The organism is Pseudomonadota bacterium, from assembly GCA_011049115.1.
In the GTDB taxonomy this organism is placed as follows: domain Bacteria; phylum Desulfobacterota; class Anaeroferrophillalia; order Anaeroferrophillales; family Tharpellaceae; genus DSCM01.
Map to the genome: position 1 here is coordinate 1 of DSCM01000051.1, position 26,073 is coordinate 26,073.

Here is a 26,073-nt window from a genome sequence, read left to right on the forward strand (position 1 = left end):
ACTCGGTTTCCAGTGCTCTTTCCAGAAGGGCCTTGGTCAACTGTTTCAACAATCCGCTTCCTCCGATCAGATCATCGGGTTTTTTATAGTCAGCAAGCAGGCGGTCAAGTAGATCTTTTTCAACGGCCATATGAGCTCCTTTTAATGGGTGGGGTCACGGTGCACCCCTGAATGGCCATTTACACAATCTTTTTTACACCCTCGAAATTGAGTAGGGCGAGGCAGGATGAAAAGAACACTCTTCATTGATTGGAATTTTTTCCCTTGGAACCCGGCCAAAAACCTCTGATGAAGAACAAACATGAATAACAGGATCTAATCCCTCATAATTACGCAACACTTCCAACAGTCTCGCCGTTCCGAGGATGTTGGTGTCGTAAGTCAAAAAAGGAGAAGTAAAACTGGTCAAAGGGTAACTTTACGCAGCCAAGTGAAAAACAAAATCCGGACAACTTTCCGCCACCGCATTCTGTAAAGAGAGGAAATCAGTTAAACCACCATCGGTAAAAATCAATCTATCCTTTCGATTGGCCCGATCGAGCAGATGCTTGACATTGTCCAAAGAGCTTCGCCAGCGACACATCCCATAAATATCCCAGTCGGTACTGGCAAGCAGATAATCAACCAGATGCGAGCCGACCATACCCGTTATCCCGGTAATAAGTGCAACTTTCCTAATCCCCATCCTGATCACCTTTCAACGATTGGCCATCACCAGAATGCCACATAAAATCGTCGATGTCACGGCAGCCATGGTTTAATGCCGCCAGATTGCGCCTGACTTGCGCTTTCTTTTCCATGCTTAAACCAGCCAATGCCGACAAACGAACAAGTCTCTCGATAGCAAAATCCTTTTTCCCCTGCAAGGCGGCCAAAACTGCAAGGTTATTAGCCGCCGTAAAGTTATCCGGATCCATCGCCAGAGCGCGACGAAAAAAAATCATGGTCTGTTGCGGCAGGCGCAAACTCCCGTTTTTATCGCGTGTCGCGAAATGGATACCAAGGGCGCCAGTGACCGCAAACAAGCGGGCAAGCTCTTGATTACCGGGCACTTCTAAACGCTGGCCATGCAGCGAGGCAAACTCTCGCGGCTTTGTATACAACTTTAACAAGCGATCAAATTCCTGGGCGGCAACGGCGGATTGAGAGCGTTCAAGACTGTCCTCACGGTGCAAATAAAGTCCGATCGGCTGTGATAAATGAAAGGCAGTAAATCCCGCTACGGCAAAACGGAAAACCCAGTCACGATCTCCGCAAACCACCATCTTATCGTCAAAATAACCAATCTTCTCAAACAACTCACGTCGCACCATGAGAGCATGCGAGGTCACCTGTAAATAAAACAGCAACGGGGAATAAAAATCAGGGTAGCGATGCAAAGTTTTCGTGGCACTCGGAACCAAAGAATCGTTTTCAGTCACGGTATAATACCAGTCTCCGTAGACCGCTCCCAATTCTTGCCGTTTTTCCAAAACTTCGACTAACCTTTCCAGACCGTCCTCTACAAAAAGATCATCGGAGTTGGCATTAATAAAATATTGCCCCCGAGATAGATTCACCCCCCGATTCCATGAAGCATACACGGTTTCCCTTGTTTGGCATCGATAATAGCGAATGCCCAGATTATTTAGGGCGAAATCTCTGACAATAGAGCTCTCGCCTTCCTGCGAAGCCGCATCAATCACTATGATCTCTAATTGACCTTTCCGAAATAAGGACTGGGCCAATAAATTACGCAAGCGACCTTCAATAAAACGCTCGGCGTTATAGGTTGAAACCACTGCGCTAACCAGCATAAGTTAAATTCTTTTCAACACTTGCATAGGGGGATTGGCTATGATATAGAAACATCAACCTATTTATTTGCGAATATAACATCGCCGTTCAAACAAGGTCAACATCATTATGGCTACGTCCTGTATCCAAGTAAATGAAACGAAATCAGCAGCTCAATGACATCAGGTTTGCAATTTACCGGCCATCAATATTTTAACCTCGAAAATGTATCAGAACAGCTCAACTTAATAGCCTCAAAAAAGGGATCCGCATATGTCGAAAAATACTATCGAACTGTTTTTCAATGAAAGCGAAGCTCTCGCTGCTGCCGGCAATCTCGATGAGGCCGGTCGCATATTGGCGGATTTCATTAGTAAGGAGAAATTTCTGAGAGCAAGAGCCCACAATGATTATGGGGTAATTGCCTGGCGCAAAGGCAAGAAGGAAGAAGCCTTAAACCATTATCGTCTAGCAGTGGGACTTGATCCGACAGAAGTGGTTTACCGAAAAAATCTTGCGGATTTATTATATTTTGCCAAAGGTGAAGCAGAAAATGCTTTAGTCCATTACCGTCAAATCCTTGTCGAAAACCCAAAAGATTTTGACGCAATCTTGGCTATGGGGCGCATCTGCGCAGATCTGGGAGGTCATTTTACAAGAGAAGCCACTGCTTTTTTTGATTTAGCGAAACAAATAAATCCTGAAAATAATAATCTGAAGGAAGAAATAAAAAAACTTTCCGACAGACAATCGCCTTCCTTCTCGCCCGACACAGATAACGATACCGAACGGGTCTTAGAAGTTTTCACAGGTGATCCATCTGAAACATATAAACGCATAGCCGCAGATTTCGTTGCGGGTAATAACTCCGATACGGAAAAAAAAATCTCTGCTTTTATTACTTCTTGCCCCGGCTTCGCTCTGGCCCATAATGATCTTGGCGTCATTTCCCATCAGCTGGAAAAACTCGACCAAGCCGAGGCCAACTACCGGGAGGCTGTCCGCCTAGCCCCTCAGAATATCACCTTTCGCAAAAACCTGGCCGACTTTCTTTTTGTTGTTCGTCAGCAGCCGGAAGAAGCCATGCAGCACTATCACGAGGTGTTGAAAAGCGCGCCCAAAGATCTTGAAGCCCTGATGATGATCGGCAACATTTGCCTGGCTCTTAACGCTCCGGAAGAGGCCCGCTCTTTCTTCAACCTGGTCCTTGATATCGAGCCCTGGAATCAGGATGCGAGCCGCAGCCTGGAAATGCTCGACAAACATGAGGCGACCGGGGCATGAAAGACACCCTTCCACCCCGGACGCGGTGATCACTCAATAAATCTGAGCGTCTGCCTGATTGGCCGCAATGAAGCCGCCTGGCTGCACGGCTGCCTGCAAAGTGTCAAGACGGTCGCAGATGAAATCATTTACGTCGACACCGGCTCATATGATTCCAGTTGCGAGATTGCTGAAAGTTTTGACGCCCGGGTTTTTTCTTTTCCGTGGCGGGATGATTTTGCCGCGGCCCGCAATTTTTCCCTGGAACAGGCCCGAGGCCGCTGGATTCTAGTAATTGACCCGGATGAACTGATCGCCCCCGACGACCTGCATAAATTAAAAGAAATTGTCACTTCACCAATAAAGCGTCTTCGGGCGTTTCAGCTTCTGACCCGCAATTACATAAGCCGCAACGACATCGTCGGCGCCCGCGCCAATAGCGGCAGTTACCCAGAAAACGAACGGGGCCGAGCCTGGCTGCCCAGCCTGAAGACCCGGCTTTGGACCCGAGACCAACGAATCCGTTTCTCATTCCCGATTCATGAACTGCTTGAACCATCCCTGGAAAAGCTTGCAATAACACCCGAACCCTGCGAGATCATTATTCATCATTACGGCAAGCTTGATCAGGCCGCCGATCGAGCCAAGGGAGAAAAATATTTAGAGCTGGGCTTATGTAAACTACAAGAAATGGGAGATACGCCCCTGGCCCTGCGAGAACTTGCCATTCAGGCCGGCATGCTGGATAAACACCGGGAAGCAATCGAACTCTGGCGGCGTTTTCTCAAACAGGAAAAGAATAACGCGGAAGCCTGGCTGAATCTGGGCAGCGCCCTGTTTGCCGTGGGCCGCACCAAAGAGGCACTGGCCGCCGCCGAACAAGCCTGCCGGTTGCAACCGTTGATGAAAGAGCCCTATTTTAACCGCTCCCTCTATGAACTTCACCTGGGATATCCGGCGGCTCCGGCGGCTGACCGTCTGAAAAAACTTTTAGCGCAGGTACCGGAATATCAAGCCGCCCGGGTTCTCCACGCCGCCGCGATCTGCCTACGCGATGGAGTCAACCTCGGCAAAAAAGCCTTCACAGATCTTTACGACGACAATCTGACCCCGGAGGTTATCGCGATCGCCGGCCGCGAGCTGGCCGCCACTCTGAAGAACAACCACCGCGCTCAAGCGGCGAAAAAAATCAAAAAAGCGACTTCAATGGGGCCCGATTCCTCAGATTGAAGTCGCTTTTGGACAGCTACAGGATAATTTCATATCTCAAGTCTAGGCCGCCTGGGGCCGTTCCCGCAAACCGGCCGCGATATTCCGATTGATATTGATTAAAATATTCAGTTTTTCAGACGCTGGATAAGCGATGGTCTCCAGGGATCTTTTATCGATAAAAGCACTTAGCCGTAAAAGATTTGCGCGCAATTCCTTGGGTAGAGGATTATCCACAGACGCCAACTCACTTTGAAAGATACTCCAGATCAGCTGATTGAATTTGATTGACTCATCAAGCTTCTTATCGCGGTCGCTACTGTTCCAATGCTGCTGGCACTCCTGCAATTTTTCCGCGGCCTTAATCAGTACCGCAGCCTCAATCTCCCGGCCAGACAGGGTATCTTTCACAATCTTTTTGTAAGCGTTAATGGGGTTTGACACGGCTTAACACCTCCTTCTCATAATCAATCAATTCCCAGGACCGACGCAGGGCCTGGTAATAATCACCCGCTACCAGATGTTCACTGACGCGATCCAGATATTTTGTCATACTAGGGGCGGCCGCGAGCACATCTTCCACCAGACGCCAGTAATTCTGGAAATAACTTTTCAGGTTAGCCTCATCCAGATACATCAGTTGAACCACAAAATAAATCCGCCGACATGGGGTATCAGCATCCTCATCTCGCATCAGATCCTTCTCCCGCAGAATCGGGACCTTGTTTTCAATCACCAGATCGCTGCGCTTACCCCCATTTTTGATTACGGCACCTGCAACGACGATTTTCTCATGCGGACGCAGGCTGATTTTTAAAGCCATCGCCAAGGACCAATCTATTCCTGCCAATCGATATACAGCAGATCAACATGCATTCCGGTTTCCTGCCGCCCCAGAGAAAAAGCGACCTCGCCGATACGCTTCCCCACCCGAAGACTCATTTCATCATACAGTGACGCATCGCTCTCCGACCCATCACCACCGCTCAGCGTCTTCTGCAAGGTAAGACGCCGGTCGGCAAGAATCGCTTCGGCTCTTGTCAGATCATCAATCAGCGGCACCAGCTCATCATCCTCAAGCTCATTCAGCGGCGCCGCCGGTTCCATCAGGGCCAGGCCTTCCTCGCCGGGCACCACCGCAAAGCCTTGATAATCAACCGGCAACAAGTCGCTGCCGTTCATGATCTGGGCCGCGCTTTCATTATCCGGAGGGAAGGTCAGCCTGTCAATCTGCGCCCGCAGGGAACGATAGCTGTTTAAAAGCTCGACTCGTTCATCACTATCCCGCGGATAGGGCGGAAACATCTTGACGATTTTCGTCAAATCGGCTTTGGCTTCCCCCAGCCGTTCACCGATCTCAACCATGGCCTGGTCGGCCCCGCGAACCCCATACGAAAGCTCGACATTCTCCCGCCATTCCCGGGTTGCCACCCGGCCGACCGCACTCCGAACCAGTCTATCACTATCACTTTTCACTTCGTCCGCGAAAGTTTTTTCTGCAGCCTGTTCCCCTCCGCCGGCTCCACGAACCGCAATTCTAGACGCTCGGGACGACGAACCGAGGCTTGAAGACCGTAGAGAACCGTAATCAGAGGCAAGACTCTGTACAGTTAGGTTAACAGCCTTCATCTTCACAACCTCCTCTCTCTCCTTCGCTAGCGGCAGGCGCCGGAAAGCGTTCCATATCCTTCCGGCGCCTTTCCTGTCTTATCCCTTGGTAAAACCAGCTCTACCGAAGGCTATAAATTCAGACTACCGTTGTCTAGAAGAGTCTCAGAACCGATTGGGCCGCCTGCGAAGCCATGCTCAAAGAAGAGGTTCCCAAACCCTGCCGAGTCTGCAGCATCAGCATATTGGCCCCTTCTTCGTTCATATCGGCCAGGGTCAGATTATCAGCCCCGTCTTCAAGGGTTCTGATCATGTTGGAGGTGAAATCCTGCCGAATCGTGATTGTTGAAAGATTGTTGGCCAGCTTCTTGGACTCATCACGCAGCGTCGATCTGGCACTATCGAGACGGTCAAGTGCTTCATTCAGATTTGACTTATCACCCTTTGCGTCGACGGCGCCGGCGGTGCCGCCGTCTACCCAGGAACCTTCGGTAATGGTCGTCAGAGAAAGCCCTTCATGCGAAGCATCAAATCCGGTCAGCGTCACCGACGCATCGCCTTTTTCATCGAAGGAAACCTTCAGTTCGTCATCGGTACCGTCAAGCAGATTAATCCCCTTATAACCCGAATCAAGCGCCAATTCGTCAATCTGAGTCATCAGGATATTGTACTGGGACTCAAGGCTCTTGATATCGGCCGAAGAATCCGCCGACAGGGCCGAATTGACCAGCGATTTGGCTGAAGCCACCAGATCGACCAACGACTCAATGCCGATGTTGCCGGCTTTCACGGTCTGCACCGCTTCACCCATTTCATCCTTACGGGCGGTGAGGTCGCTGGCTCTCTGACGATGACCTTCGGCGGCAAAATAGTTAATCGGATCATCCAGAGCGGTTTCAACCTTCTTTCCGGAACTTAAACGACCCGCGGTCTGATCCATCAACTGCGCCGTACTCTGCAAACTGTAAAGATTCTGCCGCATGCCAGCGGTTAACGAAATATTTCTCATTACACTCTCCTTTTCTAGGTTTGTTCCCGGCACTTCTTGCCGGGGTTAAATTGCCGGTGAACCTTTTCCTTCTTATCAATTATAACAAAACCATTTACCTGCCTTTTTCAGCCCCCCCTTTCCTTCATCGACAGGCTCTTCTATTTCGGTCTTATTCTGTTTATCTCTACAATCAACTAGCTTTTCGTCATCTTTCCCTGAAACTTTAGAAAAAAATCACTGCGGACGCATTACTTATTTCTATGCCATACCATAACCATTCAGCCCACCCGGATATTCCGGCGGGTATTCCGAGGAGATGACCTAATTTCCACAGGAAATCGGGATCGTTTCCCCAGAATATCCGGATTTCTATAAATCAATAGAGGTCTGAGCTGAATAGCACTCACAGACCTCTATTGCGGCCACTCCAGTGAAAGCCACCAGCCTTTGAGCCGGCTTACCTGGAAATTACAAATAATCAAGAATCGACGTATTGATTACCCGGGTGGTCGAAGCCAGGGTTGCTTCATAGTAATTCTGGGCCGCGTAATACTTCATGATCGCTTCCGCCATATTTACGGTTTCGAGGTTATCGATGGCGTCCTTCAGATTACCGGAGCGGACATCCAGACTTGTCTGACTTGATTCAATATGATTGCGGCGGGCGGCCACCGCGGCCCGTTCACTGGTGAAATGAGTGAGATAACCGGTCATCTCCGTCAATCTCTGATCAAGTACACTGCTGGTTTCATGTCGATTCAGACCCCCATTGACGGACAAACCCAAGGTTTCCGTCAAAGCCCCGGCAGAAACTTCCCGCACCACGAAAGTTTCTGCGGATTCCAGGGTCACGGCCCCGTTGTTACTGCTGTAGACATTGCCATGACCGACAACCTCCGCCGCCGTGTTTTCGGCATCCCCCAAGGCCCCAGGATGATAGTCCACGCTTCCTGCGGCCGAACCCAAACCGGTTTGCAGATGGGCGTCGTTATTCAGTTCGATCCTGAGACTTTCACCATCGGCCTGATTAGCCGTCAAAACCAGACTGTATTCGTGGGGGTACGAGGTATCACTTTCAGGAACATAGGTGGCCCAGACTCCGGTTTCATCGCTTTTTGAATTAATCGCGCTCGCCAAGGCACGGATATTCTGCAAGGCCGCGTTGTTTCCGGCCTCGACATCGCTGTTCGAAACCTCGGCAAAGGTAACCGCCCCGATTTCGACATCATTGATTTTCAGATCACCGGCCGCCAGCACCAGTGAATCACCCATGGTAAAATTGGGCACCGCCGCGGCCGCCGTCACCTCGGCTCGCAGGTGAGCCGTCACCGACGTACCCGCATCATTGATATTCCAGGCATTATAAGAAGCGGCCTCGGCGCCAGCTGCGGCCCCGGTATGGGTGGCCGGAATGGCCGTGGCTGAGCCATCGGCCGCGACCACTTCAAGTTCTCCCGCCGCCAGATTGCGCAGCGTTGTCAACGGATATTCACTGGCAGTCAAATAGCGCTCATTGCTGCCATCTTCCATGCCGGCAATCAGACGGGAAAAAAGCTCAAAAACATCACGGGCATCACTGTCCCGGGTTTTTTCCTGACTGAAAAAACCCTCTATCTGCCGACCATCCAGGGTATAGCCGCCGCCGACCACGTTCAACTGCAGGGTCTGCTTAATACCGACCTCCATGGCAATCGTGCCGCCGTCACCGTTATAAACCGCGCCCAGATGAAAATCAGAGGTCGAAATCTTACTGTAGGTTTCTTCCGCTCGCCGCTGATAACCGGCAAACAGTGAGCCTCCGTTGTTAATCGTATTGGCCAGACCGTAAAGCTGGTCCTCAAACTGGCGCAGCTGCTGAATGATGGTCTGCTGCTGACCCTCGTCCTGAGTACTCGACCAGGCGGTCGTCGCGCTTTTGGCATTGTAAAGCATGCCATGCACCTCGTCGGCCACCGTGCCGGCCGCCATCAGCTGAATATCCCCCTGCACCAGATTACGTCCCAATTGACTGATTTTGACCTCTTCCGCCTTATAGGTCAACACCGCCGTGGCACTGACCGGAGTCTCGGAAACCTTGCTGAAATTTTTACCCGTTGAAATCTGCTGCAGATAGCGATCGCGTTCCTCCATAATCCGAGAAAGATTGCTGTCGACACTCATGAAAAAATGGTTTTGCGTCGTCCGAATCATAATTCATACCTCATCGCCCAGGCTCCCCTGAATCAGAGCATATCATTAAGAACCTGCATCAATTCATCGATCACGGTCACCATCCGCGCCGTGGCCTTATAACCCTGCTGGAATTTGATCAGGTTGACCATCTCCTCGTCAATCGAAACCCCGGAAACGGCTTCCTCCCGAATTTTAAGCTGCTGCAGAACCATTTCCGACTGGCTCTGCCGCGACTGGGCCGTATAGGAGGCCGAGCCCACCCGACTGACCAGACCGGTATAATATTCGCTGAAAGTATAACTGCCCTCAATAATTCGTTGATGCTGTAATTGGGCGATTTCCAGGGCGACCTTGTTATTGCCCGGCACCTCAAAATAATTATCGGAAATGGCGATTTTGTCGGGATTTTTCAGATCCTGATTGAATTCGATCGTGCAGGCCGCGTTACCGGAAAAGGAAAGGGAGAAGGTATCACCGGCCCGAGGCGCGGTATCAGAACCAAAATCAAGTTCCAGATGATAACCTTTATCCGGAGCAAGCGCCGTATCGGTACTGTCGTTAAAGCTGATGACCAGACGGCCGCTTGCGGCATTGCTCTCATCAATCGAGTACGAGGCGGCATCCAGCTCCACTCCGGTCGTCGTATTAACGACAACGAACTCATCGGCACCGCCGCCACTGACGTAATCGGCCGTGAAACGAATTTCGAAATCATCGTAATTGGCCAAGCTCGCCCAGGCGATACCCTCCGGCGCCGTGGCGCTGGTTGCATCGACGAAGAAAGAAATACGGGCGGCACCCACATTGTCATTGCCGGCATTCAATTCGATCGCGTGCTCAAAAAAGGTCAGACCCTTTTCACCATCCAGATTATAAGCTTGAAAATGCGCCTGATTAACTGAGAAAATCAGGGCCCCGGCCATTTGATCAAGCCCGTCCTGAGCTGCGGCCAACTCGCTTCTTCCATCCATCCAGCCTTTTAACTTTCCACTGCCGATCAGATCATCAATCGGAACCCCTTCGTTTCCGAAATAGGCATGAACATCACCCTCGTCATCGAGTCGACTCTGCAGATGAAAAACCTCGCTACCCAACACCAACGGTTTTCCCCCGGCCAGCATGATGTTCATCTGCCCGCTGTTATCCTCGTTATAATCAATGTCGACCAGCTCCGAAAGATCGGAAAGCAGAGCCAGACGTTTATCCCGCAGGTCATTGGCCTGACCGCCGTTGATTTCGGTGTTGAGAATGGCCCGATTCAGATCCTTAAGACCGTCGGCAAGACCATTGATGTCACTGATGCCGGTCTCTATGTAGCGGTTCACAACCTGCCGCTGAAAAGCCAAATCCTCACCCATGGAGTTCATAGTCGCGGCCACAACCTGACTTTTACCAGCCAGCGTGGCGCGTTCGATGCTGCCTTCCGGCTGATTGGCGAGATCTTCCCAGGCTCCCCAGAATTCGGCCATCTGGGCCGCCAGACCATTATCATCCAGATCGGTGAACACCCGTTCGACACTGTCGAGACTGCCGGCCAGGGCTTCCCAGCGTCCCTGATTCGCGGTTTCATAACTGATCTGGCGAAAAAGAAAACGATCATAGAGGGATTCAATCCGACTGACTTGCACCCCGGTACCCCGAGGTCCCTCGGCGCTGGGTATCGGATTGGTGGTTTCAAGCGTGGCCACCTGACGGCGATAGTCAGGGTTATTGACATTGGCGATATTATGCCCGACGATATCAATCGAGGTCATATTCGCCATCAAACCGACCTTGGCCGTATTCAAAGCATTGGAAAGACCGACTACCATCTCAGGCAAAGCCTCCGAAAATCAATAAAATAGCCGCTAACAGTCAGATCATGCCACAATAGTTTAAACCGCTACAGGGAATCGTCTTGCCGGACACCTGGCCACGCCCCTGATAGCCGATCGCCGCCGGGCATAGCTGCTGAAAAAAATCAAGCCGCCGCCGGTTAATCATTTGCAAGGCATCCAGCGAACCGCGAATCTTTCGGCTGCTTTCTTCGATCCTGCGCCGTAAACGAACCAGTTCAGACCCCAGGTTACCGATTAGTTGGCGGATCTTAAACGGAGTCTCCACAATCAACAAATCCCTCAGCGCGCCAACTTGGGAAGCCTCCAGAAAAAGGCGTTTTTCTTCTTTTATCCGAGCCAGGCTATCAATTGAAGCAGCCCCACCGGCAAGCAACTCGGACACCTCCGGTAAGGCACCCTCAGCCAGACCGGCAGCCAGAGTTTCATAAAACACCGCCACCCGACTGAAAGCTTCCAGTTCTTTTTCCAACAGTCGCACCAGGCTCTGATAGTGAATTTGCATTTCCCCCTCCGGAAAGATCATAAAATAAACTTAATCCACAGATTAACGGGAGTGTGCGGACAAACAGTCAGCCAACAAAAAACCCGAGCAGAAACCGCTCGGGCCGACAGAAAGAACTTGCTAACAAACGAGTAAAATTTACCCAGGTACCATTCAGAACAGAGACTCGAGACTCATTTCCTGAAACATCTTAGCCGCCAGTTCACGGCTGTCAACCCTGAGCGACCCATTTTCAAGAGAACTCTTCAATGCGGCGACCCGGGCACCATCTACTTCGGGAGCGGCCTTGCTTAACTCCACCAAGCGTCCGAGATCGCTGCCTCGGGATGAGATGGTAACCTTGTCACCCTCATCCGGAGAACCGGCGCTGATTGCCGCCTCGGTCTTCTTTGCCTCAGCGCCTTTGCGGGCAGCCTCAAGCGCCCGCGCCGCATTCGCATAGAGAGCCGAACCTACATTGGTAATACTCATTTTTACACCTCGCTGAAATCGACGGGAAAAACCATTCGCCTTCTTTTATCGACTCCGCGAGAAAAAACTTTAGTTTTTTTTGCCTTATCTAAAGTTTTTATCGCCCTCCATCTCTCGAAGCTGCTGATAAAGCATTTTCGCCACCCCCATCTCCTGTCGAGAAGCCAGGGACTCAGCTAACTGATTGTCAAAGAGCTGCCGCCAGGTTCGCATCGCGCTGCTGGTCGGCAGAATCCCGTCATCGGTAAGGCTTTTTCGCATCTCCTGCAGAATCGTATTCAAAAAGATAGCCTCAAAACCCTGACAGGCATTCTTCAGCTTGGCCTGCCGCTCGACTCCTCGCTTCACGGTCGCAGCGCTTTCCAGTCGATTCACGATATTTTCTGATTCCGCATTACTCGGCGAAAACGCCGGGAGCAGCCTGGTAGGCATTTTTTTCCTCCTTCAGGAACTCCTGAATTGTATTTTGCAACCCTTATGCCAACAACAAACCGGGGTCCGAAATAGTCTTTGCCTCGAAACCAACCCCGACCTAAATAACTTCAAGCTCGGCATGCAGCGATCCGGAAGCCTTGATGGCCTGAAAGATGGCAATCAAATCACGCGGCGACACGCCAAGAGCGTTCAGGGCCTTGACCAGATCATCAATATTGACCCCACGAGAGACGGTTATCAGCTTGCCGGTTTTTTCTTCAACCTTTGTGTCCTTCTCCAGCGCGACCACGGTTTTCCCTTCGGAAAGCATCGACGGCTGAGAAACCACCGGCATCGAGGTAATCTGAATACTTAAATCACCGTGGGCCACCGCGACCGCATCCAGCATCACATTGCGTCCAACCACCACGGTCCCGGTCCGCTCATCAATCACCACCCGGGCACGACTGTCGGGAGCTACCTGAAGATTTTCGACAAAGGCAAGAAATGGAATCAGGATCTGACTCTCGCGGCTCGGAGGAACTATTTCTATGGTTCCGGCATCAACCGGAACGGCGATATCCTTCTCAAAGGTTTCATTCACGGTTTTCGCAACCCGGGCAACCGTCATAAAATCGGGCTGGTTCAGGGTCAGGACAATTTTACCATCGATGAACATAGTCGAAGGTGGTTCGCGCTCAACTATGGCACCATTAGCGATGCGACCAACCGTCGGATGATTTTTCGCCTGTCGTCCACCGCCGCCCCCCAAGCTGAAGCCTCCCACTGAAATCGGCCCTTGAGCCATGGCATAGACCTGGCCGTCAGGACCGCGCAGCGGGGTCAACATCAGAGTCCCCCCCTGAAGGCTCTCGGCATCGCCGATTGATGAAATCAAAACATCAAGCCGAGAACCATTACGGGCAAAGGGCGGCAGTTCCGCGGTTAACATCACGGCCGCCGCATTGTCCAGGTCGATAGTCGCAGCATCCACGGAAATTCCAAATTTATCCAGCATATTAGCCATCGCTTCACTGGCAAACTTCCCCTTTTTGGTATCATCACCGGTGCCACCGAGCCCTACTACCAGACCGTAACCGACTAACTGGTTACTGCGCACTCCCTTGATATGAGAAATATCCTTCAGTCGAGCAGACCAGCCATTCGCCCAGAAAAGAAGAACCAGCAAAAAACCAATCAGCAACCGCCCGGTAAAATTTCGCATTCCGGCAAAACTCCTTGTTGTTTTCAGCCGTTAAAAAGGCCAGACCACATCCATGATTCTAGTGCCCCAGCCGACGCCCTGCTTGGTGCCGATGGTGCCGTTGCCGCTGTACTCAATCCGCGCCTCGGCAATCGCGGAAGAAAGAATATAGTTGTCCGCCGAAATATCCGTAGGCCTGATAATGCCGCTTACCGTGACAAAATGATCTTCATGGTTAACCTGAGTAAAATGAGTCCCCATGATACGAAAATCACCATTTGGCAGAACCTCGGTCACCCGGGCCGCAATCCTCGCGGTCAGCTTATTACTGCGACTGGTGGCCCCGGCACCCGAAGTTTGATTACTGCGTTCGGTTTCCAGCCAATCATCCGTCTGGCCCAGATCTCCGAGGTATTTTTTTAACGCGAAAAGTCCGGGAACCGAATACTTCGTGCTGTTTTTTCCGTCACTGGAAGTTGTGGCCGTTCCGCTTCCTTTGAACTCCTCGTTAACCAGAACATAAACAATATCATCGACGCAGCGCGCTCGACGGGAACTAAAAATATGCACGAATTCATCCCGGCCACCGGCATTCAGGTTAACCAGGGATCCGTTCTGATAGGAGGATTCCGTCGCCCCACGGGAATGCGAACTCGGCAAAGGCTCCTGAGGGCGGACCACCGGCACCACGCCTGGCCGCAGACCCTGATCATGACCGCAGGCCCCCAGCAGCAAGCCGAAAATCAACCCCAAGCCCCCCAGCACCAGACTCAATTTTATCCTCGCCATAACTTTACACCTATCTGAAACGGTTTCTGAGCCATCCTGTTTTTTTTTGCGATTATCAAGCCTTCTTGCAAGTTCATTTTATTTCAGCCAGAATAAAGGCTGTCATTAAAACCTGAAAACGAACTGTAAGAGAGCGATAAAACCACCAGGCCCTAATAAACTACCGTGACCTCACCCGAGCCCACAACCCGAGCCTGATAGAGCTTCAGCGATGCGGGATTTTTAACCGGAATAACCTCCTGCAGGGTGCCGTTTTTCATGGCGACGCCCTTGGTTCTGATTCTAACTCCGCCATCTTCCAGAACAACCTGAACCAGCTCGCCCCGCTTGATCAAGATAAACGGCCTCAGTTGCCGGGCCAGCAGAGGCTCTCCGGTCCGCAAACCCACGGCCAGCTGATAAAACATTCCTCCCGGCAGATTATTAACCGCTTCCATCTTGATATCTTGGCAATCAATCAACCGGGATTCAAAATCAGAACTTTGCACCGGCTCACCGCGCACCAGATTGCGCCCAGCCAGCAAGACCGGCTCTTTTCCTTTAATGCCTATTTTCAGCCAACGACGCCTGGAACCATTCTTCGCTCCAGCTTCCAGCTGTACCGGAAGCAGACCGTTTCTCCGATTCCAGCAACCGACCTGACTGAGGGTAAAAAATTCAACATCCTGATTTTCAGTCAACCAGGCCGCGAGTTCGTCTGCCTCAGCGACCTGAAGCTGCTCTATCCCGGGATTAACCTTTGCCACCTCAGCCAAAATCTCACTTTCCAGGCGCGACCTGATTTCCGCGGAAATTCCCTCCCCGGCCTCCGCCCAGGACGCAAAGACCAACAGCAGACTGAAACACAACCACCCCAGACGCCGCGAAAGGCCGACGAAAAAATCAATCCCATCCATAACACACCCCTCGTTAAAAATACCTTAGCGCTTCAGCGTCCCTGCGGTTTTGAGCATTTCATCACAGGTCTGAATCGATTTGGAGTTGGCCTCATAAGCGCGCTGACCAACAATCATATTGACCATTTCTTCAACTACTGACACATTTGACATCTCCAGAAAGCCTTGACTGATAGTGCCCAGGCCATCGGCTCCCGGAGTTCCGGTTGTCGAAACTCCGGAAGCATCGGTTTCGCGAAATAGATTGCGACCGATGGCATCAAGCCCGGAAGGGTTGGGAAAACTGGCGAGTTCAACATTACCGACCTGGCTCGAAGTCTCCTGACCGGCCTGAATCACGGATACCGTACCGTCGGCGGTAATCGTGATTTGGGTCGTATCACTGGGAATATTGATCGCCGGTTGCATGGGGTAGCCATCTGAAGTCACCAGATTGCCGGTGCTGTCCAGTTTAAACGCCCCGGCTCGGGTATAGCCGGTTGTTCCATCGGAAAGCAACACCTGGAAGAAACCATCACCTTCAATCGCCATATCCAGTTCGTTACCGGACTCCTGATAATTGCCTTGGGTAAAAATTTTGTACACTGCCGCCGGTTTGGTCCCCAAACCGACCTGGACCCCGGTCGGAATTTCCTCTCCGGTAGCAGAGGTCGTTCCGGCCCGCACCATGGTCTGGTACATCAAATCCTGAAAATCAGCCCGGCTTTTCTTAAATCCGGCGGTGTTGACGTTGGCCAGATTATTAGCGATCACATCAATATTGAGCTGCTGAGCCGTCATCCCGGTAGACGATGTAAATAACCCTCTAATCATATCTCCCCCAATTCGGTATAACCAATTTTTATTTTACCAAGCTTTGCCAGGTGACCCGGATCAGGCCGCGACAATCCCCTTGGCCGCCAGCTTGTTGATTTCGTCCAGACTGATAATTATTTTTTGCTGATTTTCATACTGCCGGGCAACTTCGATCATACTGACCATTTCTTCGATCAGATTGACATTGGACAGTTCACGTACCCCCTGCCTGACCACCAGCTTATCGGCCGGTAGCGGCTCTCCTGAAAACGATGTTTCGAGAAAACCGCAATCCCCCAGCTTTTCCAGACACTGCAGATTAGCAAAGGTAACCAGACGCAAGGCACCAATCGGCTCCCCGGCCAACACCAGGTCACCCAACTTGCCGAACTTCAGATCCCCCGGTTGAAAATTTTCTTTGGCCACAACCAACGGTTCATCCCCTTCCCCGGCCGCCAGAACCTGATCGCCATTCATGGCAACCAGTTCCTGCTTCTCATTAAGACGAAAGTGACCATCCCGACCATAATAAATTTTGCCATCGGAAGCTCGCTTGAACGCAAAAAAACCCTCTCCATCCAGGGCCACATCCAGAGAACTGCCGGTTTCCAGCATGTTTCCGGTCTGAAAATCAATCCAGCTGCCGTCATATACGGCAAAACTGTTATATTCGAGCGTTTCCCGCCCGCTCGGCAGGACGGCCGGGCCGCTGATCCGATCGTAGACCGTGGCAAACAAAGGCACATCACGTCGAAAACCACCGCTGCTGACGTTAGCCAGATTATTCGCTATGATCTCCTGACGCCTCTCGTTGCTTAATGCCCCGCTCAAAGCCGAATACATCTCATGGTTCATCGGGTTCTCCAAGGACGGCACATGATGAGGTTAAAAGATTACCTGAACAGAGTTTTGCAGTTATTCCCCTTCGGTAAAACATTAAAAAAACTCTACGCCCAAAGGCAGAAAATACCGACTTCAAGCCGCCATCTCAATACACAGCAATTACCATACCATGACCAGAGAGGATATAAAGCGTAAATCCGCAGCAATAATTTGACAAATTCGACCCGGGAAACTATACGACTTATGTAAGACTAAGAAACTTAAGCGAGGCCCTGACAAGCAGAAAGGAGCACGGCCATGAGCAACCAGGAAGAGCAGGAAGGGTTGACGTCAAACATGGAGGATTACCTTGAAACCATCTTGAACATCCAAAAAGAACAACGAGTTGCGCGGGTCAAGGATGTCGCCAGGCAGCTTCGCGTAAAGATGCCGAGCGTCACCGGGGCAATGAAAGGGCTGGCCGAAAAAGGCTTGGTCAATTACGAACGCTACAGCTTTCTGACCCTGACGGAGGCCGGAGAAAAGATCGCCCGGGAGATTGGCGAACGTCATAAAACTTTCTATAATTTCCTGACACGAGTTCTCGATCTGGATCACGAAACCGCTGAACTTGATGCCTGCCGCCTCGAACATGCCACCAGCCGCAAAACCTTTATCCGCATCAAGGATTTTACCGACCACTACCAACCACCGGGAAATAAAACTAAACCCAGCTGACTGTTCCGATCGAATCACGGCAGCAACTTCAGCAAAACCTCTTTTCCGGCCATACGATCCAGTCTGGTCCCGGCCGGAACCAACAAAGTCACGACCCGGTCTTCAAGACCATCCGGACCCTGGGTCATCCGGCGCTGGTCACGCGGTTGCCGCCGGTTAACCCCGCCGTAAGGCATCGGTGAATAGCGGCGCGGCCGAATTCGACCGCTGCGAACATTCAGGATACGCCCCCTGACATCCGCGTCCCGATTGGGGATTCTGGTTTCAGCTCTCATTTTCTCAGCCGCCACCACCGGAGGCAGGACCATTTGAGAAATTGAATTCTTAACTTCATACATAAAAAAACCTCCCAAACAAGCTTTAATTTATGCCTCCGCTTCTACCCCATGCCCCTGCCACTCTCCACGTAGTTTTCGGCAAAAGTAAAAAAAACTTTAACCCTTACATTGACCGTCCCCACTCCTTAAGACGATACTCAATTTTTCTCACGCTGATCCCCAGTTCACGGGCCGCCTGGGTCTTCGTCGGACAGCGCTCCAAAGCGGCGAGAATCATTCTTTTCTCCATCTCCTTAAGACTCAGACCAACCAGAGTAAATTTTTCACCGGGCTCCTCGGAACCTCCCTCTTTTTTTTGAACATAACGGTTTTCCTGTAAATAGAGAGGCAGATCATCGACTCCAATCGGACGATCCTTAGCATAGATGAAAGCCCTCTCCATGACATTTTCCAGCTCTCTGACATTACCCGGCCACGGAGCATTTTCAAGCAGGCGCATGGCTTCGCTTTCCGGATAAAGCAAGGGGCGCTGATCACGACGGGAAATTTTCTCGCAGAAATATTTTACCAGCATGACAATGTCTCCGGAACGGTCACGCAAAGGAGGCAAAATAAACTGAACCACGTTAAGACGATAATAAAGATCTTCTCGAAAACGGCCGGCAGCGACTTCGGCCCGCAAGTCCTTATTGGTCGCCGCCAGAACCCGAACATCAACATAGTGAGTCTTTTCGCCGCCAACCTGCTGGAATTCACCTGAAACCAAAACCCGCAAGAGCTTGGCCTGCACCGACATGGCCATATCCCCGATTTCATCGAGGAAAATGGTCCCCCCGTCCGCCAACGCAAATTTCCCCAGCTTATTGCGCACGGCCCCGGTAAAGGCGCCCTTGACATGACCAAACAATTCACTCTCCAGGAGACCTTCATGCAGGGCCGCGCAGTTAATCGTAATCAATGGTTTTTCCGAACGTAAACCAGAACGGTGCAATGATCTGGCGACAAGTTCCTTACCCGTCCCGGTTTCTCCTTCAATCAGAACACTGGCCATGGTCGGCGCCACATCACGAATAGCTCGGAAAATTTTTTCCATGGCCGGGCTGCTACCAATAAAATCGAACTCCGTACTGCCCCTCAAGGCCGCCTCCCGCAGAAGCCGGTTCTGGGCCAGGAGCTCTCTTTTTTCCCGAATCCGGGCTATCGTAATCTCAAGCTCCTCAAGGTTAATCGGCTTGATCAGATAATCATCCGCTCCGGCTTTCATCGCGGCCACAGCATCCCTGACGCCTCCCTGACCAGTTATCATCACCACGCTTAGACCAGGATCTACGGCCCGAACCAGACGAAGAAGTTCAAGCCCATCGACTTCCGGCATCCTGAGATCAGTCAGCAGCAGATCAACCGGATGCCGCCGCACATGATCCAGAGCGGCCTGGGGTCGGCTATAACCATCAACCACGAATCCTTCCAGGCGCAGGAGCTCTACCAACCCGGTTACGGCCCGTTCCTCATCGTCAACCACCACGATACAAAATTGCCCAGCTTTATTCATGGATTTGCCCCCACGGGAAGCACTACCTTAAAAACCGTACCCTGATCATCACTGACAAAGCTGATTTCACCATCATGGGCCCGAATGATATCGCGACAAAGATGAAGACCGATCCCGGTACCACACGTTTTCGTCGTATAAAAAAGGTCGAAGATTCGAGCCTGCCGGGAAAAAGGAATTCCGGGACCATTGTCGGCAAAGCTCAGAGACACCAGGCGGTCGTCATAATAACCCTTGATTTCAAGAAAGGCATCAGCCGTTTCACTCTCGCTTAAAGCTTCGACCGCATTTTTCATCAAGTTCATGAAGGCTTGCCGGAGTTTATCCCGATCGGCCCGTAAACATGGCCCCTCACCTTCAAAAGACAAACGGATATCAATCCGGACGCGGCGGGCTTCTTCCGCCAGCAGTTCGGCCACCCCGGCCACCTCAACAAAAGGATTACAGTCCTCCAGACGCAGGCACCGACTCTTCTGCATCTTAAGAAAATCTCCGGCCAAGGTGTTAAGGCGATCACTTTCCGCCCGTACAACTTCCACCACACGCAAAAAAGAGGCTGCCGTTTCGGAATCAAGACGTCCCGCCATTTTTTGCAAAAGCGACATTTGAATGGCAATTGAATTTAAAGGATTGCGAATCTCATGACTCAGCTCAGCGCTGTATTCGCCCATAGCGGCAAGTCCCTGCAAACGGGAAATCTCGGAAAAAAGATCGGCCGCCTCGGTTTTGTCAACGCAAACGGCCACGACATAATCAACCACCCCAAGATAACCCGCGCAGGGATAGTGGCTTAATGCATAAACATGATTGCGACCATCGGTGTCAAGCAAGGTAAAGTTGGAAACCCTGGCTTCCCTACCGGCAAACACCTCCTCAAAAGAACAGAAAGGACAACGACCATGGTTTTCGAAAAGCGCCTGGTGACAGCGCTTGCCGAGCGCGTTATCAGCCTTACAGCCAAACTTGGCCATCGCCGCCGGATTCAGATAAACCAAACGCAAATCCCGGTTTACAACCCAGACCGGGTCACTGAAAAGTTCAAAAAAAGAGCGAAAGTGCTCGACTGTAAAAAATTCCGCCATAAAAAAGTAACCGCCTCAACCAAAAAAAGGTGAGAGCTGCGGCAACCTTTGTCACCTTCAGCCCTCACCTTCAATCTTGTTCACGGACAGCGGAAAGAAACTCAACCGCCAAATATTTTTTCCAGTTTTTCCTGCATGGTTTCGGCCGTAAAAGGCTTGATGATATAATTACTGACTCCGGATTTAACGGCCTCAATAATATTTTCCTTCAGAGCTTCGGCGGTAACCATGAGAACCGGAATATGTTTCAGGTCCTCATCATTACGAATATTCTTGAGCAACTCCAGTCCCGACATTTTCGGCATATTCCAATCCGTGATGACAAGATCAAAATTCTCCGCCTGAATTTTAGGCCAGGCCGTCGCTCCATCATCAGCCTCCTGAACATTGTTGAAACCAAGCTGACGAAGAATATTTTTAATAATCCGCCTCATTGTCGAAAAATCATCAACAATGATGATTTTCATATTCTTATCCATAGACCCCTCTGAAACTTTTTACCTTAACAATTCATTTTCAGTTTGAGAAAACAAGTAAATGAACGGTTAAGAACACTTATCCGCGGGCCGATAGTCCGCTTGGGCTGCGGAATACACACCCGCAACTGATTTCCGGAAGGCGAGATTCAGACCAACCAAACCTTGCTAGCCGAATTGCAATTTAGCTTGTAACCGAAAATTTTTTGCGGCGCAAGTTTTTTATCCGGTTACGTAAACGGATTATCGCCTGGGTCCGCATCTGACAAACCCGGGACTCACTGACCTCGAGAACCAGACCAATTTCCTTCAGATTCAGCTCTTCAAAGTAATAAAGCTGCAAAACCAACCGATCCCGCTCGCCCAAACTGTCAATCGCCAACGCGAGCATTTCCTGGGCTTCCCGGTCCCGACATAAAACATAAGGATCTTCATTCTCAATCAGCGAGATCAGTTCCAAAGGGTCGCGCGGATTATTGACGGCCGGTGAACTCAGGTCTTCGAAATTGACCAGGGAAATCCCCCGGGCCCGACCCAACAGTTTATGGAACTCCTCCAAACTCAGACCCATGGCCGCAGCGACCTCATGATCTTCAGCCGGTCGCCCTAACCTATGCTCCAGTTCTGCGTAGGCGTTTTCCAGAGCGTTGCTCTCCTGGCGCAAACCTCGCGTCGCCCAGTCCTGACTCCGCAGATCGTCAAGCATGGCCCCGCGAATGCGAAACTCGGCATAGATTTTAAACTGAACCTCGCGAGTCCGGTCATATTTGCCAACGGCGTCCAGCAAACCGATAACCCCGCTGTTAATCAGATCGTCAACCTCTATATTTTCCGGGAGACGAGAAGCCAGACGATAGGCCAAACGACGCACCAGAGGCAGATATTCTTTCAGCAGAACATCATCGGACAAAACAAGATTTTCTGTTTCAAAGTCACTCACGACTTTCGCCACCGAGCAAACGTTGCCAGAAATAACTAAGCCCGCCGCCCCTAACCTTGAACGGCAAACGTTTAAGCCGGCGAGCGACCTCGACAAAAGCCCGACTGGCGGCCGCTTCCGGCTTGTAGATAACCACCGCCTGCTGCCGACAGACCGCCATGGGCACGGCCTTGTCCTTGGGCACGTATCCCAAAAAGACCAAGGTTATGTCAAGGAATTTCTCCCCAACCCGACTCAACTGGGAATACACCTGACGAGCCTGAGCTTCATCCGAAACCTGATTCAAAAGCAGATAAAATTTCTTCTCTCCATAGCGATTCCAGAGCACTTTCATCAAGGCATAGGCATCCGTCATCGAGGTCGGCTCCGGGGTGGCCACAATCAGAGCCACATCGGCGGCCATGACAAAACTGGTAACCATATCCGAGATTCCGGCGGCGGCGTCAATCAGCAGGAAATCGATCTGGTCGGCATACTGATTCAGCTGCTCCATCAGAATCCGCTGTTCCCGGGTACCGCCACGAGTAACCTCCTGGATTCCGGAAGCCGCCGGAATAATTTTGACCCCATGCGGACCTTCAACGATGATTTCAGCCAATTTTTTTTCGCCGGCAAAAAGATGCTGCAAATTGTATTGGGGCGCCAAACCCAACATGACATCAAGATTACCAAGACCAAGATCGGCGTCAAGCACCATCACACGGGCCCCTTCCGCCGCCAGAGAAGCGGCCACATTGATTACCGTATTGGTTTTTCCCACCCCCCCCTTGCCGCTGGCAACGGCAATAACCTTGACCTGCTTACCAGAACCTTGCAATGCCGAGGCCTGATCCATAACTATATCCTCTCTCGTCGTCTTCATAACTTGCTTTAGCAACCGTCAATCATCTGCAACCAGATCAAGTAACAGATTCGCCAGGCGCTCAGGGCTGGCTTCTTCGAAGTCATCCGGGACCCTCTGCCCATCGGTAAAAAAACTCAAGGGCAGCCGAGCATAGCTCAAACCATTTAAAATAGAGCCGTAACAACTGGTTTCATCCAGTTTTGTGAAAAGCAAGGCCCGAATGAGAAAAGGACGAAAACGCACCAGGTTTTCCAGTAGATCCTCCTCCTGCAGAGAAGCCGGCAGCACCAGCAAGGTGTCGCCGGCAAGCCCCTTCAGAAAACGATGCAGGGTCGCCAGCCCTTCGTGGTCACGGGAACTCCGCCCCATAGTATCAAGCAAAATTCGATCATGACCGGCAAATCGGCGCAGGGCCTCAGACAATTGCGATCGATTCGTGACTACGGCAACCGGCATTTCCAGCCGTCTACCATATTCCTGAATCTGTTCGGCCGCTCCCAGGCGATAAGTATCGAGCGAGAGCAGGGCCGGGCGTTCTCCCCGCGAGCGCAGAAAAGCCGCTAGTTTTGCCAAAGTTGTGGTTTTGCCGACTCCGGTCGGCCCCAGTAACGTCAGCACCCGCGCCATCTCCGTAACCGGCAGAACCTTGACTTTACGCATCAGACGTTGAGCCAGGGCGGCCTTGAGCTCCGCCACGATCCAAAGGGCGTTCTTCTTCCGGGACAACAGGTTCGCACTCGCCGACCAAGTTTCAGAGAGCAACTTATGAGCCAGCTCATAAGTTACCTTGCGTGCCAGCAAAACGGCCATCAATTCAGCGCAAGCGGGGTCATCCCAGTCTTCGTCCAGACCACTGCCGGCCACCAACCGATCCATTACCCGTTTTACCGATGAAAGTTCTCGCCGCAAAAGCTCATACTCCGCTTTCCCGACAAAACCATCCCTAAAATCGCAGCGGTCCTGTTCCCGGCCGGATCGAGCCCCGACGACGCCCGACGCCTTCCGGCCACCGGCGGAGAAAAGCATGGACGCCGCGTTTTCACCCGCAAGCGACACTTCATCCTTTTTCCTGATAATCTTCAGAGTCGGATCATAATCAATCGCCGCCAGTATTTCAATTTGGACCTCTGGCTTCGCTTCCGGCCTTCTCGTCGTTTCTAAAACAACCGCCTCCTCGCCAAAAGCCAGCTTGACGGCGTTCATGGCCGCGGCGCTGTCCCGACCATAAAATCGTTTAACCCGCACCCTCGCCTCCGGACTTCAGTCCTATCCGGCCCAGAGCCTGAACTATGACCTGCGCCGGGATTTCATTATGGGAGAGCACCACCAGCCCCGGAATAAAGCGTTCCAAAAGTCGACGTAAATGAAAACGGACAATCGGCACGCAAAGAAGAATCGGCCGGGCCGAAACATTATCGAATTTTTCGTGCAACTTGCGAAGCTGGTCGACCAGAGCATAAACCACACCCGGATCCAGAGTGAGAAACGCTCCATGGTCAGTTCTCTGAATTGAAGCATTGACCTGCTCTTCGAGCGCGGGTTCAAGGGTCACCACATACAAACGACTTTTGTCGGCAAGATAATTCCCCACAATCGTTCGGGCCAGATTCTGACGCACATACTCGGTCAAAACATCAATATCACGAACCTGAGTCGAGTAGTCGGCCATCGTTTCAAGAATGGTCATCAGATCCCGAATGGAAACCTGCTCCCGCAACAGATTCTGCAGAAGCTTCTGCAAGGTCCCCCAAGGCACCACTGCCGGCACCAGATCATCAACCACCTTGGGATAGCGCTGGCCCAGATTTTCAACCAACTTCTGCACATCCTGACGACCGAGCAGTTCATGCAAATGGAGTTTAATCTTTTCCACCAGATGAGTGGCCACCACGGTCGAGGGATCAACCACCGTATAACCTGCCAGCTGAGCCCGCTCCCGCTGGCGTTCCTCAATCCATAACGCAGGCAGGCCGAAAGCCGGTTCCGTGGTCGCAATGCCGCGGAGCTCGGAAGTCATCCCTTCTCCTCCCATAGCCAGGCAATAACCGATCATAACCTCGCCTTCGGCCACCACACTGCCCTTGATTTTAAAAGAATAGGCGTTCGGTTTAAGCTGCAGATTATCACGAATATGAATTGAAGGCATGACCATTCCCAGATCCAGCGCAAACTGGCGGCGAATCAATTTTATTCTTTCGAGCAGATCACCACCCTGAGTCTCGTCGACCAGGGCGATCAGAGCGTAACCCACCTCCAGCTCCATAGTATCCATAACCAGCAGTTTCTCGACCGCTTCCGGCGTGGCCTTGCCGGCCGCCACCGCCTGTTCCTGCTCACGCTCCTGCAATACTATCTGGGCCTGTTTCACGGCAGCCTGCTGCCGATGAAGCAGAAAAGAAATAAATCCGACCAGCAGGGCCAGAGAAAAAAACGAAAGTTTAGGCAGGCCCGGAATCAGTGCGAAGATAAAAAGCGCCAGCGCCGCCAGGCTCAGAACCTTGGGATAGGCGGTCACCTGGCGGACCAGATCGCTGCCCATGCTGCCTTCCGCAGCCGAGCGTGAAACCATGATGCCGGACGCCGTCGAAATAATCAGGGCCGGAATCTGACTGACCAGGCCGTCGCCAACCGTCAAGGTGGTATAGGTAGCGGCGGACTCGGCCATAGACATCCCCTGCTGCATAACTCCGATCACAAACCCGGCCATGATATTGATCAACGTGATCACGATACCGGCGATGGCATCACCGCTGACAAATTTAGCGGCCCCGTCCATGGCCCCAAAGAAATCTGCCTCACGGCGAATCTCCAAACGCCGCGCTCGGGCTTCGGTTTCACTGATCATTCCGGCGTTAAGATCGGCATCGATCGCCATCTGTTTCCCGGGCATGGCATCCAGGGTGAAGCGGGCGGTAACTTCGGCGATTCTCCCGGAACCCTTGGTGATAACCATGAAATTGATAATCACCAAGATTGCAAAGATAATGGTTCCGACGACATAGTTGCCCCCCACCACAAATTGCCCGAAAGCCTTGATCACCTGCCCGGCGGCATCGGTTCCCTGATCCCCGTTCAGCAGAATAAGGCGGGTCGAGGCGACGTTCAGGGAAAGTCGAAACAGGGTGGTCACCAGAAGCAGAGCGGGGAAGATCGAGAATTCGAGAACCTTCAGCAGATACATCGAAATCAACAGGATGATAATGGATACGCTGATGTTCATCGCCAGCAGCGCATCCAGCATGATCGTCGGCAGGGGCACAATCATGACCATCAGAATAGCGATTACCGCCAAGGCCATGATCGCGTCGCGACCCATAAAAAGGTTCAAAAAAGTTGATTTCTCAGCTGTGTCCGCCATAAAATTCACTTCGGCCGAAGGCCTGAATACCATTGATGGGTTCGTGTTCTAAAAC

27 protein-coding genes and 2 pseudogenes are annotated in these 26,073 nt (G+C 51.6%); 4 read left to right on the forward strand and 25 right to left on the reverse strand.

Features of this window, described 5'->3' with window-relative positions:
- From ENN66_04080 to ENN66_04090, 3 genes and pseudogenes are all read right to left on the reverse strand, one after another.
- Nucleotides 1–130, reverse strand: a 130-nt coding sequence (locus ENN66_04080; GenBank protein HDS15786.1) for an IS256 family transposase, incomplete at its 3' end; no start/stop codon positions are given.
- 63 nt (nt 131–193) lie between these two features.
- Nucleotides 194–679: pseudogene (locus ENN66_04085) on the reverse strand (NAD-dependent epimerase/dehydratase family protein).
- The gene (locus ENN66_04090; GenBank protein ID HDS15787.1) at nt 675–1,796 is read right to left on the reverse strand and encodes a glycosyltransferase; all 1,122 of its coding nucleotides are present in this window, start codon (nt 1,794–1,796) and stop codon (nt 675–677) included. Before ENN66_04090 ends, ENN66_04085 begins: the two are co-directional and overlap by 5 nt.
- A 253-nt stretch (nt 1,797–2,049) precedes the next feature.
- On the opposite strand from ENN66_04090, the gene ENN66_04095 reads away from it, so the two are divergent.
- The 3 genes and pseudogenes from ENN66_04095 to ENN66_04105 all read left to right on the forward strand — a co-directional run bounded on the left by ENN66_04095 (nt 2,050) and on the right by ENN66_04105 (nt 4,269).
- Entirely contained in the window at nt 2,050–3,060 is a 1,011-nt protein-coding gene (locus tag ENN66_04095; GenBank protein HDS15788.1) for a tetratricopeptide repeat protein, read from the forward strand.
- A gap of 36 nt (nt 3,061–3,096) precedes the next feature.
- Nucleotides 3,097–3,384, forward strand: a pseudogene (locus tag ENN66_04100) (glycosyltransferase).
- A gap of 345 nt (nt 3,385–3,729) precedes the next feature.
- Nucleotides 3,730–4,269: a tetratricopeptide repeat protein gene (locus ENN66_04105; protein HDS15789.1), complete on the forward strand. Its 540-nt coding sequence runs from the start codon at nt 3,730–3,732 to the stop codon at nt 4,267–4,269.
- 42 nt (nt 4,270–4,311) lie between these two features.
- Here the strand turns inward: ENN66_04105 and flaF are convergent, their stop codons facing one another.
- The 14 genes from flaF to ENN66_04175 all read right to left on the reverse strand — a co-directional run bounded on the left by flaF (nt 4,312) and on the right by ENN66_04175 (nt 16,783).
- On the reverse strand, nt 4,312–4,692 hold the full coding sequence (gene flaF / locus ENN66_04110; protein HDS15790.1) for a flagellar biosynthesis regulatory protein FlaF: 381 nt from the start codon (nt 4,690–4,692) through the stop codon (nt 4,312–4,314).
- On the reverse strand, nt 4,676–5,071 hold the full coding sequence (locus tag ENN66_04115; GenBank protein ID HDS15791.1) for a flagellar protein FlbT: 396 nt from the start codon (nt 5,069–5,071) through the stop codon (nt 4,676–4,678). The genes flaF and ENN66_04115 overlap by 17 nt, the downstream gene beginning before the upstream one ends.
- Before the next feature lie 14 nt (nt 5,072–5,085).
- Complete coding sequence (locus tag ENN66_04120; GenBank protein HDS15792.1) at nt 5,086–5,724, reverse strand: hypothetical protein; 639 nt, start codon at nt 5,722–5,724, stop codon at nt 5,086–5,088.
- Nucleotides 5,725–6,010: 286 nt separating this feature from the next.
- A complete protein-coding gene (locus ENN66_04125) occupies nt 6,011–6,865 on the reverse strand; it encodes a flagellin (protein HDS15793.1) in 855 nt (284 codons plus the stop codon).
- 450 nt (nt 6,866–7,315) lie between these two features.
- Complete coding sequence (locus ENN66_04130) at nt 7,316–9,037, reverse strand: hypothetical protein (GenBank protein ID HDS15794.1); 1,722 nt, start codon at nt 9,035–9,037, stop codon at nt 7,316–7,318.
- 32 nt (nt 9,038–9,069) lie between these two features.
- Nucleotides 9,070–10,839, reverse strand: coding sequence for a flagellar hook-associated protein FlgK (gene flgK / locus ENN66_04135; protein HDS15795.1), 1,770 nt, complete (start codon nt 10,837–10,839; stop codon nt 9,070–9,072).
- Between the two features lie 34 nt (nt 10,840–10,873).
- Nucleotides 10,874–11,359, reverse strand: a complete 486-nt coding sequence (locus tag ENN66_04140; protein HDS15796.1) for a hypothetical protein — start codon at nt 11,357–11,359, stop codon at nt 10,874–10,876.
- 153 nt (nt 11,360–11,512) lie between these two features.
- Nucleotides 11,513–11,830: a flagellar biosynthesis anti-sigma factor FlgM gene (gene flgM, locus ENN66_04145; protein HDS15797.1), complete on the reverse strand. Its 318-nt coding sequence runs from the start codon at nt 11,828–11,830 to the stop codon at nt 11,513–11,515.
- Nucleotides 11,831–11,914: 84 nt separating this feature from the next.
- On the reverse strand, nt 11,915–12,262 hold the full coding sequence (locus ENN66_04150) for a hypothetical protein (GenBank protein ID HDS15798.1): 348 nt from the start codon (nt 12,260–12,262) through the stop codon (nt 11,915–11,917).
- A gap of 100 nt (nt 12,263–12,362) precedes the next feature.
- Nucleotides 12,363–13,469, reverse strand: a complete 1,107-nt coding sequence (locus ENN66_04155) for a flagellar basal body P-ring protein FlgI (GenBank protein HDS15799.1) — start codon at nt 13,467–13,469, stop codon at nt 12,363–12,365.
- A 30-nt stretch (nt 13,470–13,499) separates the two neighbouring features.
- Nucleotides 13,500–14,237: a flagellar basal body L-ring protein FlgH gene (locus ENN66_04160; protein ID HDS15800.1), complete on the reverse strand. Its 738-nt coding sequence runs from the start codon at nt 14,235–14,237 to the stop codon at nt 13,500–13,502.
- 152 nt (nt 14,238–14,389) lie between these two features.
- Nucleotides 14,390–15,133, reverse strand: coding sequence for a flagellar basal body P-ring formation protein FlgA (gene flgA, locus ENN66_04165; protein ID HDS15801.1), 744 nt, complete (start codon nt 15,131–15,133; stop codon nt 14,390–14,392).
- A 24-nt stretch (nt 15,134–15,157) separates the two neighbouring features.
- Nucleotides 15,158–15,946 (reverse strand): flagellar basal-body rod protein FlgG, encoded by a 789-nt coding sequence (flgG, locus tag ENN66_04170; GenBank protein ID HDS15802.1) that lies wholly within the window; start codon nt 15,944–15,946, stop codon nt 15,158–15,160.
- 60 nt (nt 15,947–16,006) lie between these two features.
- Nucleotides 16,007–16,783, reverse strand: a complete 777-nt coding sequence (locus tag ENN66_04175; GenBank protein ID HDS15803.1) for a flagellar hook-basal body protein — start codon at nt 16,781–16,783, stop codon at nt 16,007–16,009.
- 285 nt (nt 16,784–17,068) lie between these two features.
- Here ENN66_04175 and ENN66_04180 point away from each other — a divergent pair, with 285 nt between their 5' ends.
- A complete protein-coding gene (locus ENN66_04180; protein ID HDS15804.1) occupies nt 17,069–17,488 on the forward strand; it encodes a metal-dependent transcriptional regulator in 420 nt (139 codons plus the stop codon).
- Nucleotides 17,489–17,502: 14 nt separating this feature from the next.
- On the opposite strand, the gene ENN66_04185 is transcribed toward ENN66_04180, so the two are convergent.
- The 8 genes from ENN66_04185 to flhA all read right to left on the reverse strand — a co-directional run bounded on the left by ENN66_04185 (nt 17,503) and on the right by flhA (nt 26,018).
- Nucleotides 17,503–17,826, reverse strand: a complete 324-nt coding sequence (locus ENN66_04185; protein HDS15805.1) for a hypothetical protein — start codon at nt 17,824–17,826, stop codon at nt 17,503–17,505.
- Between the two features lie 103 nt (nt 17,827–17,929).
- Nucleotides 17,930–19,318: a sigma-54-dependent Fis family transcriptional regulator gene (locus tag ENN66_04190; GenBank protein HDS15806.1), complete on the reverse strand. Its 1,389-nt coding sequence runs from the start codon at nt 19,316–19,318 to the stop codon at nt 17,930–17,932.
- Nucleotides 19,315–20,400 carry a PAS domain S-box protein gene (locus ENN66_04195; protein ID HDS15807.1) on the reverse strand — a complete coding sequence of 362 codons (1,086 nt, stop codon included), beginning with the start codon at nt 20,398–20,400 and terminating at the stop codon, nt 19,315–19,317. Before ENN66_04195 ends, ENN66_04190 begins: the two co-directional genes overlap by 4 nt.
- A 101-nt stretch (nt 20,401–20,501) precedes the next feature.
- Nucleotides 20,502–20,879 carry a response regulator gene (locus ENN66_04200; protein ID HDS15808.1) on the reverse strand — a complete coding sequence of 126 codons (378 nt, stop codon included), beginning with the start codon at nt 20,877–20,879 and terminating at the stop codon, nt 20,502–20,504.
- 181 nt (nt 20,880–21,060) lie between these two features.
- On the reverse strand, nt 21,061–21,786 hold the full coding sequence (locus ENN66_04205; protein HDS15809.1) for a FliA/WhiG family RNA polymerase sigma factor: 726 nt from the start codon (nt 21,784–21,786) through the stop codon (nt 21,061–21,063).
- Nucleotides 21,787–21,808: 22 nt separating this feature from the next.
- Nucleotides 21,809–22,678: a MinD/ParA family protein gene (locus ENN66_04210; GenBank protein ID HDS15810.1), complete on the reverse strand. Its 870-nt coding sequence runs from the start codon at nt 22,676–22,678 to the stop codon at nt 21,809–21,811.
- Nucleotides 22,679–22,696: 18 nt separating this feature from the next.
- Nucleotides 22,697–23,905, reverse strand: a complete 1,209-nt coding sequence (gene flhF / locus ENN66_04215) for a flagellar biosynthesis protein FlhF (GenBank protein ID HDS15811.1) — start codon at nt 23,903–23,905, stop codon at nt 22,697–22,699.
- On the reverse strand, nt 23,895–26,018 hold the full coding sequence (gene flhA, locus ENN66_04220) for a flagellar biosynthesis protein FlhA (GenBank protein ID HDS15812.1): 2,124 nt from the start codon (nt 26,016–26,018) through the stop codon (nt 23,895–23,897). Before flhA ends, flhF begins: the two co-directional genes overlap by 11 nt.
- Between the last annotated feature and the right edge of the window lie 55 nt (nt 26,019–26,073).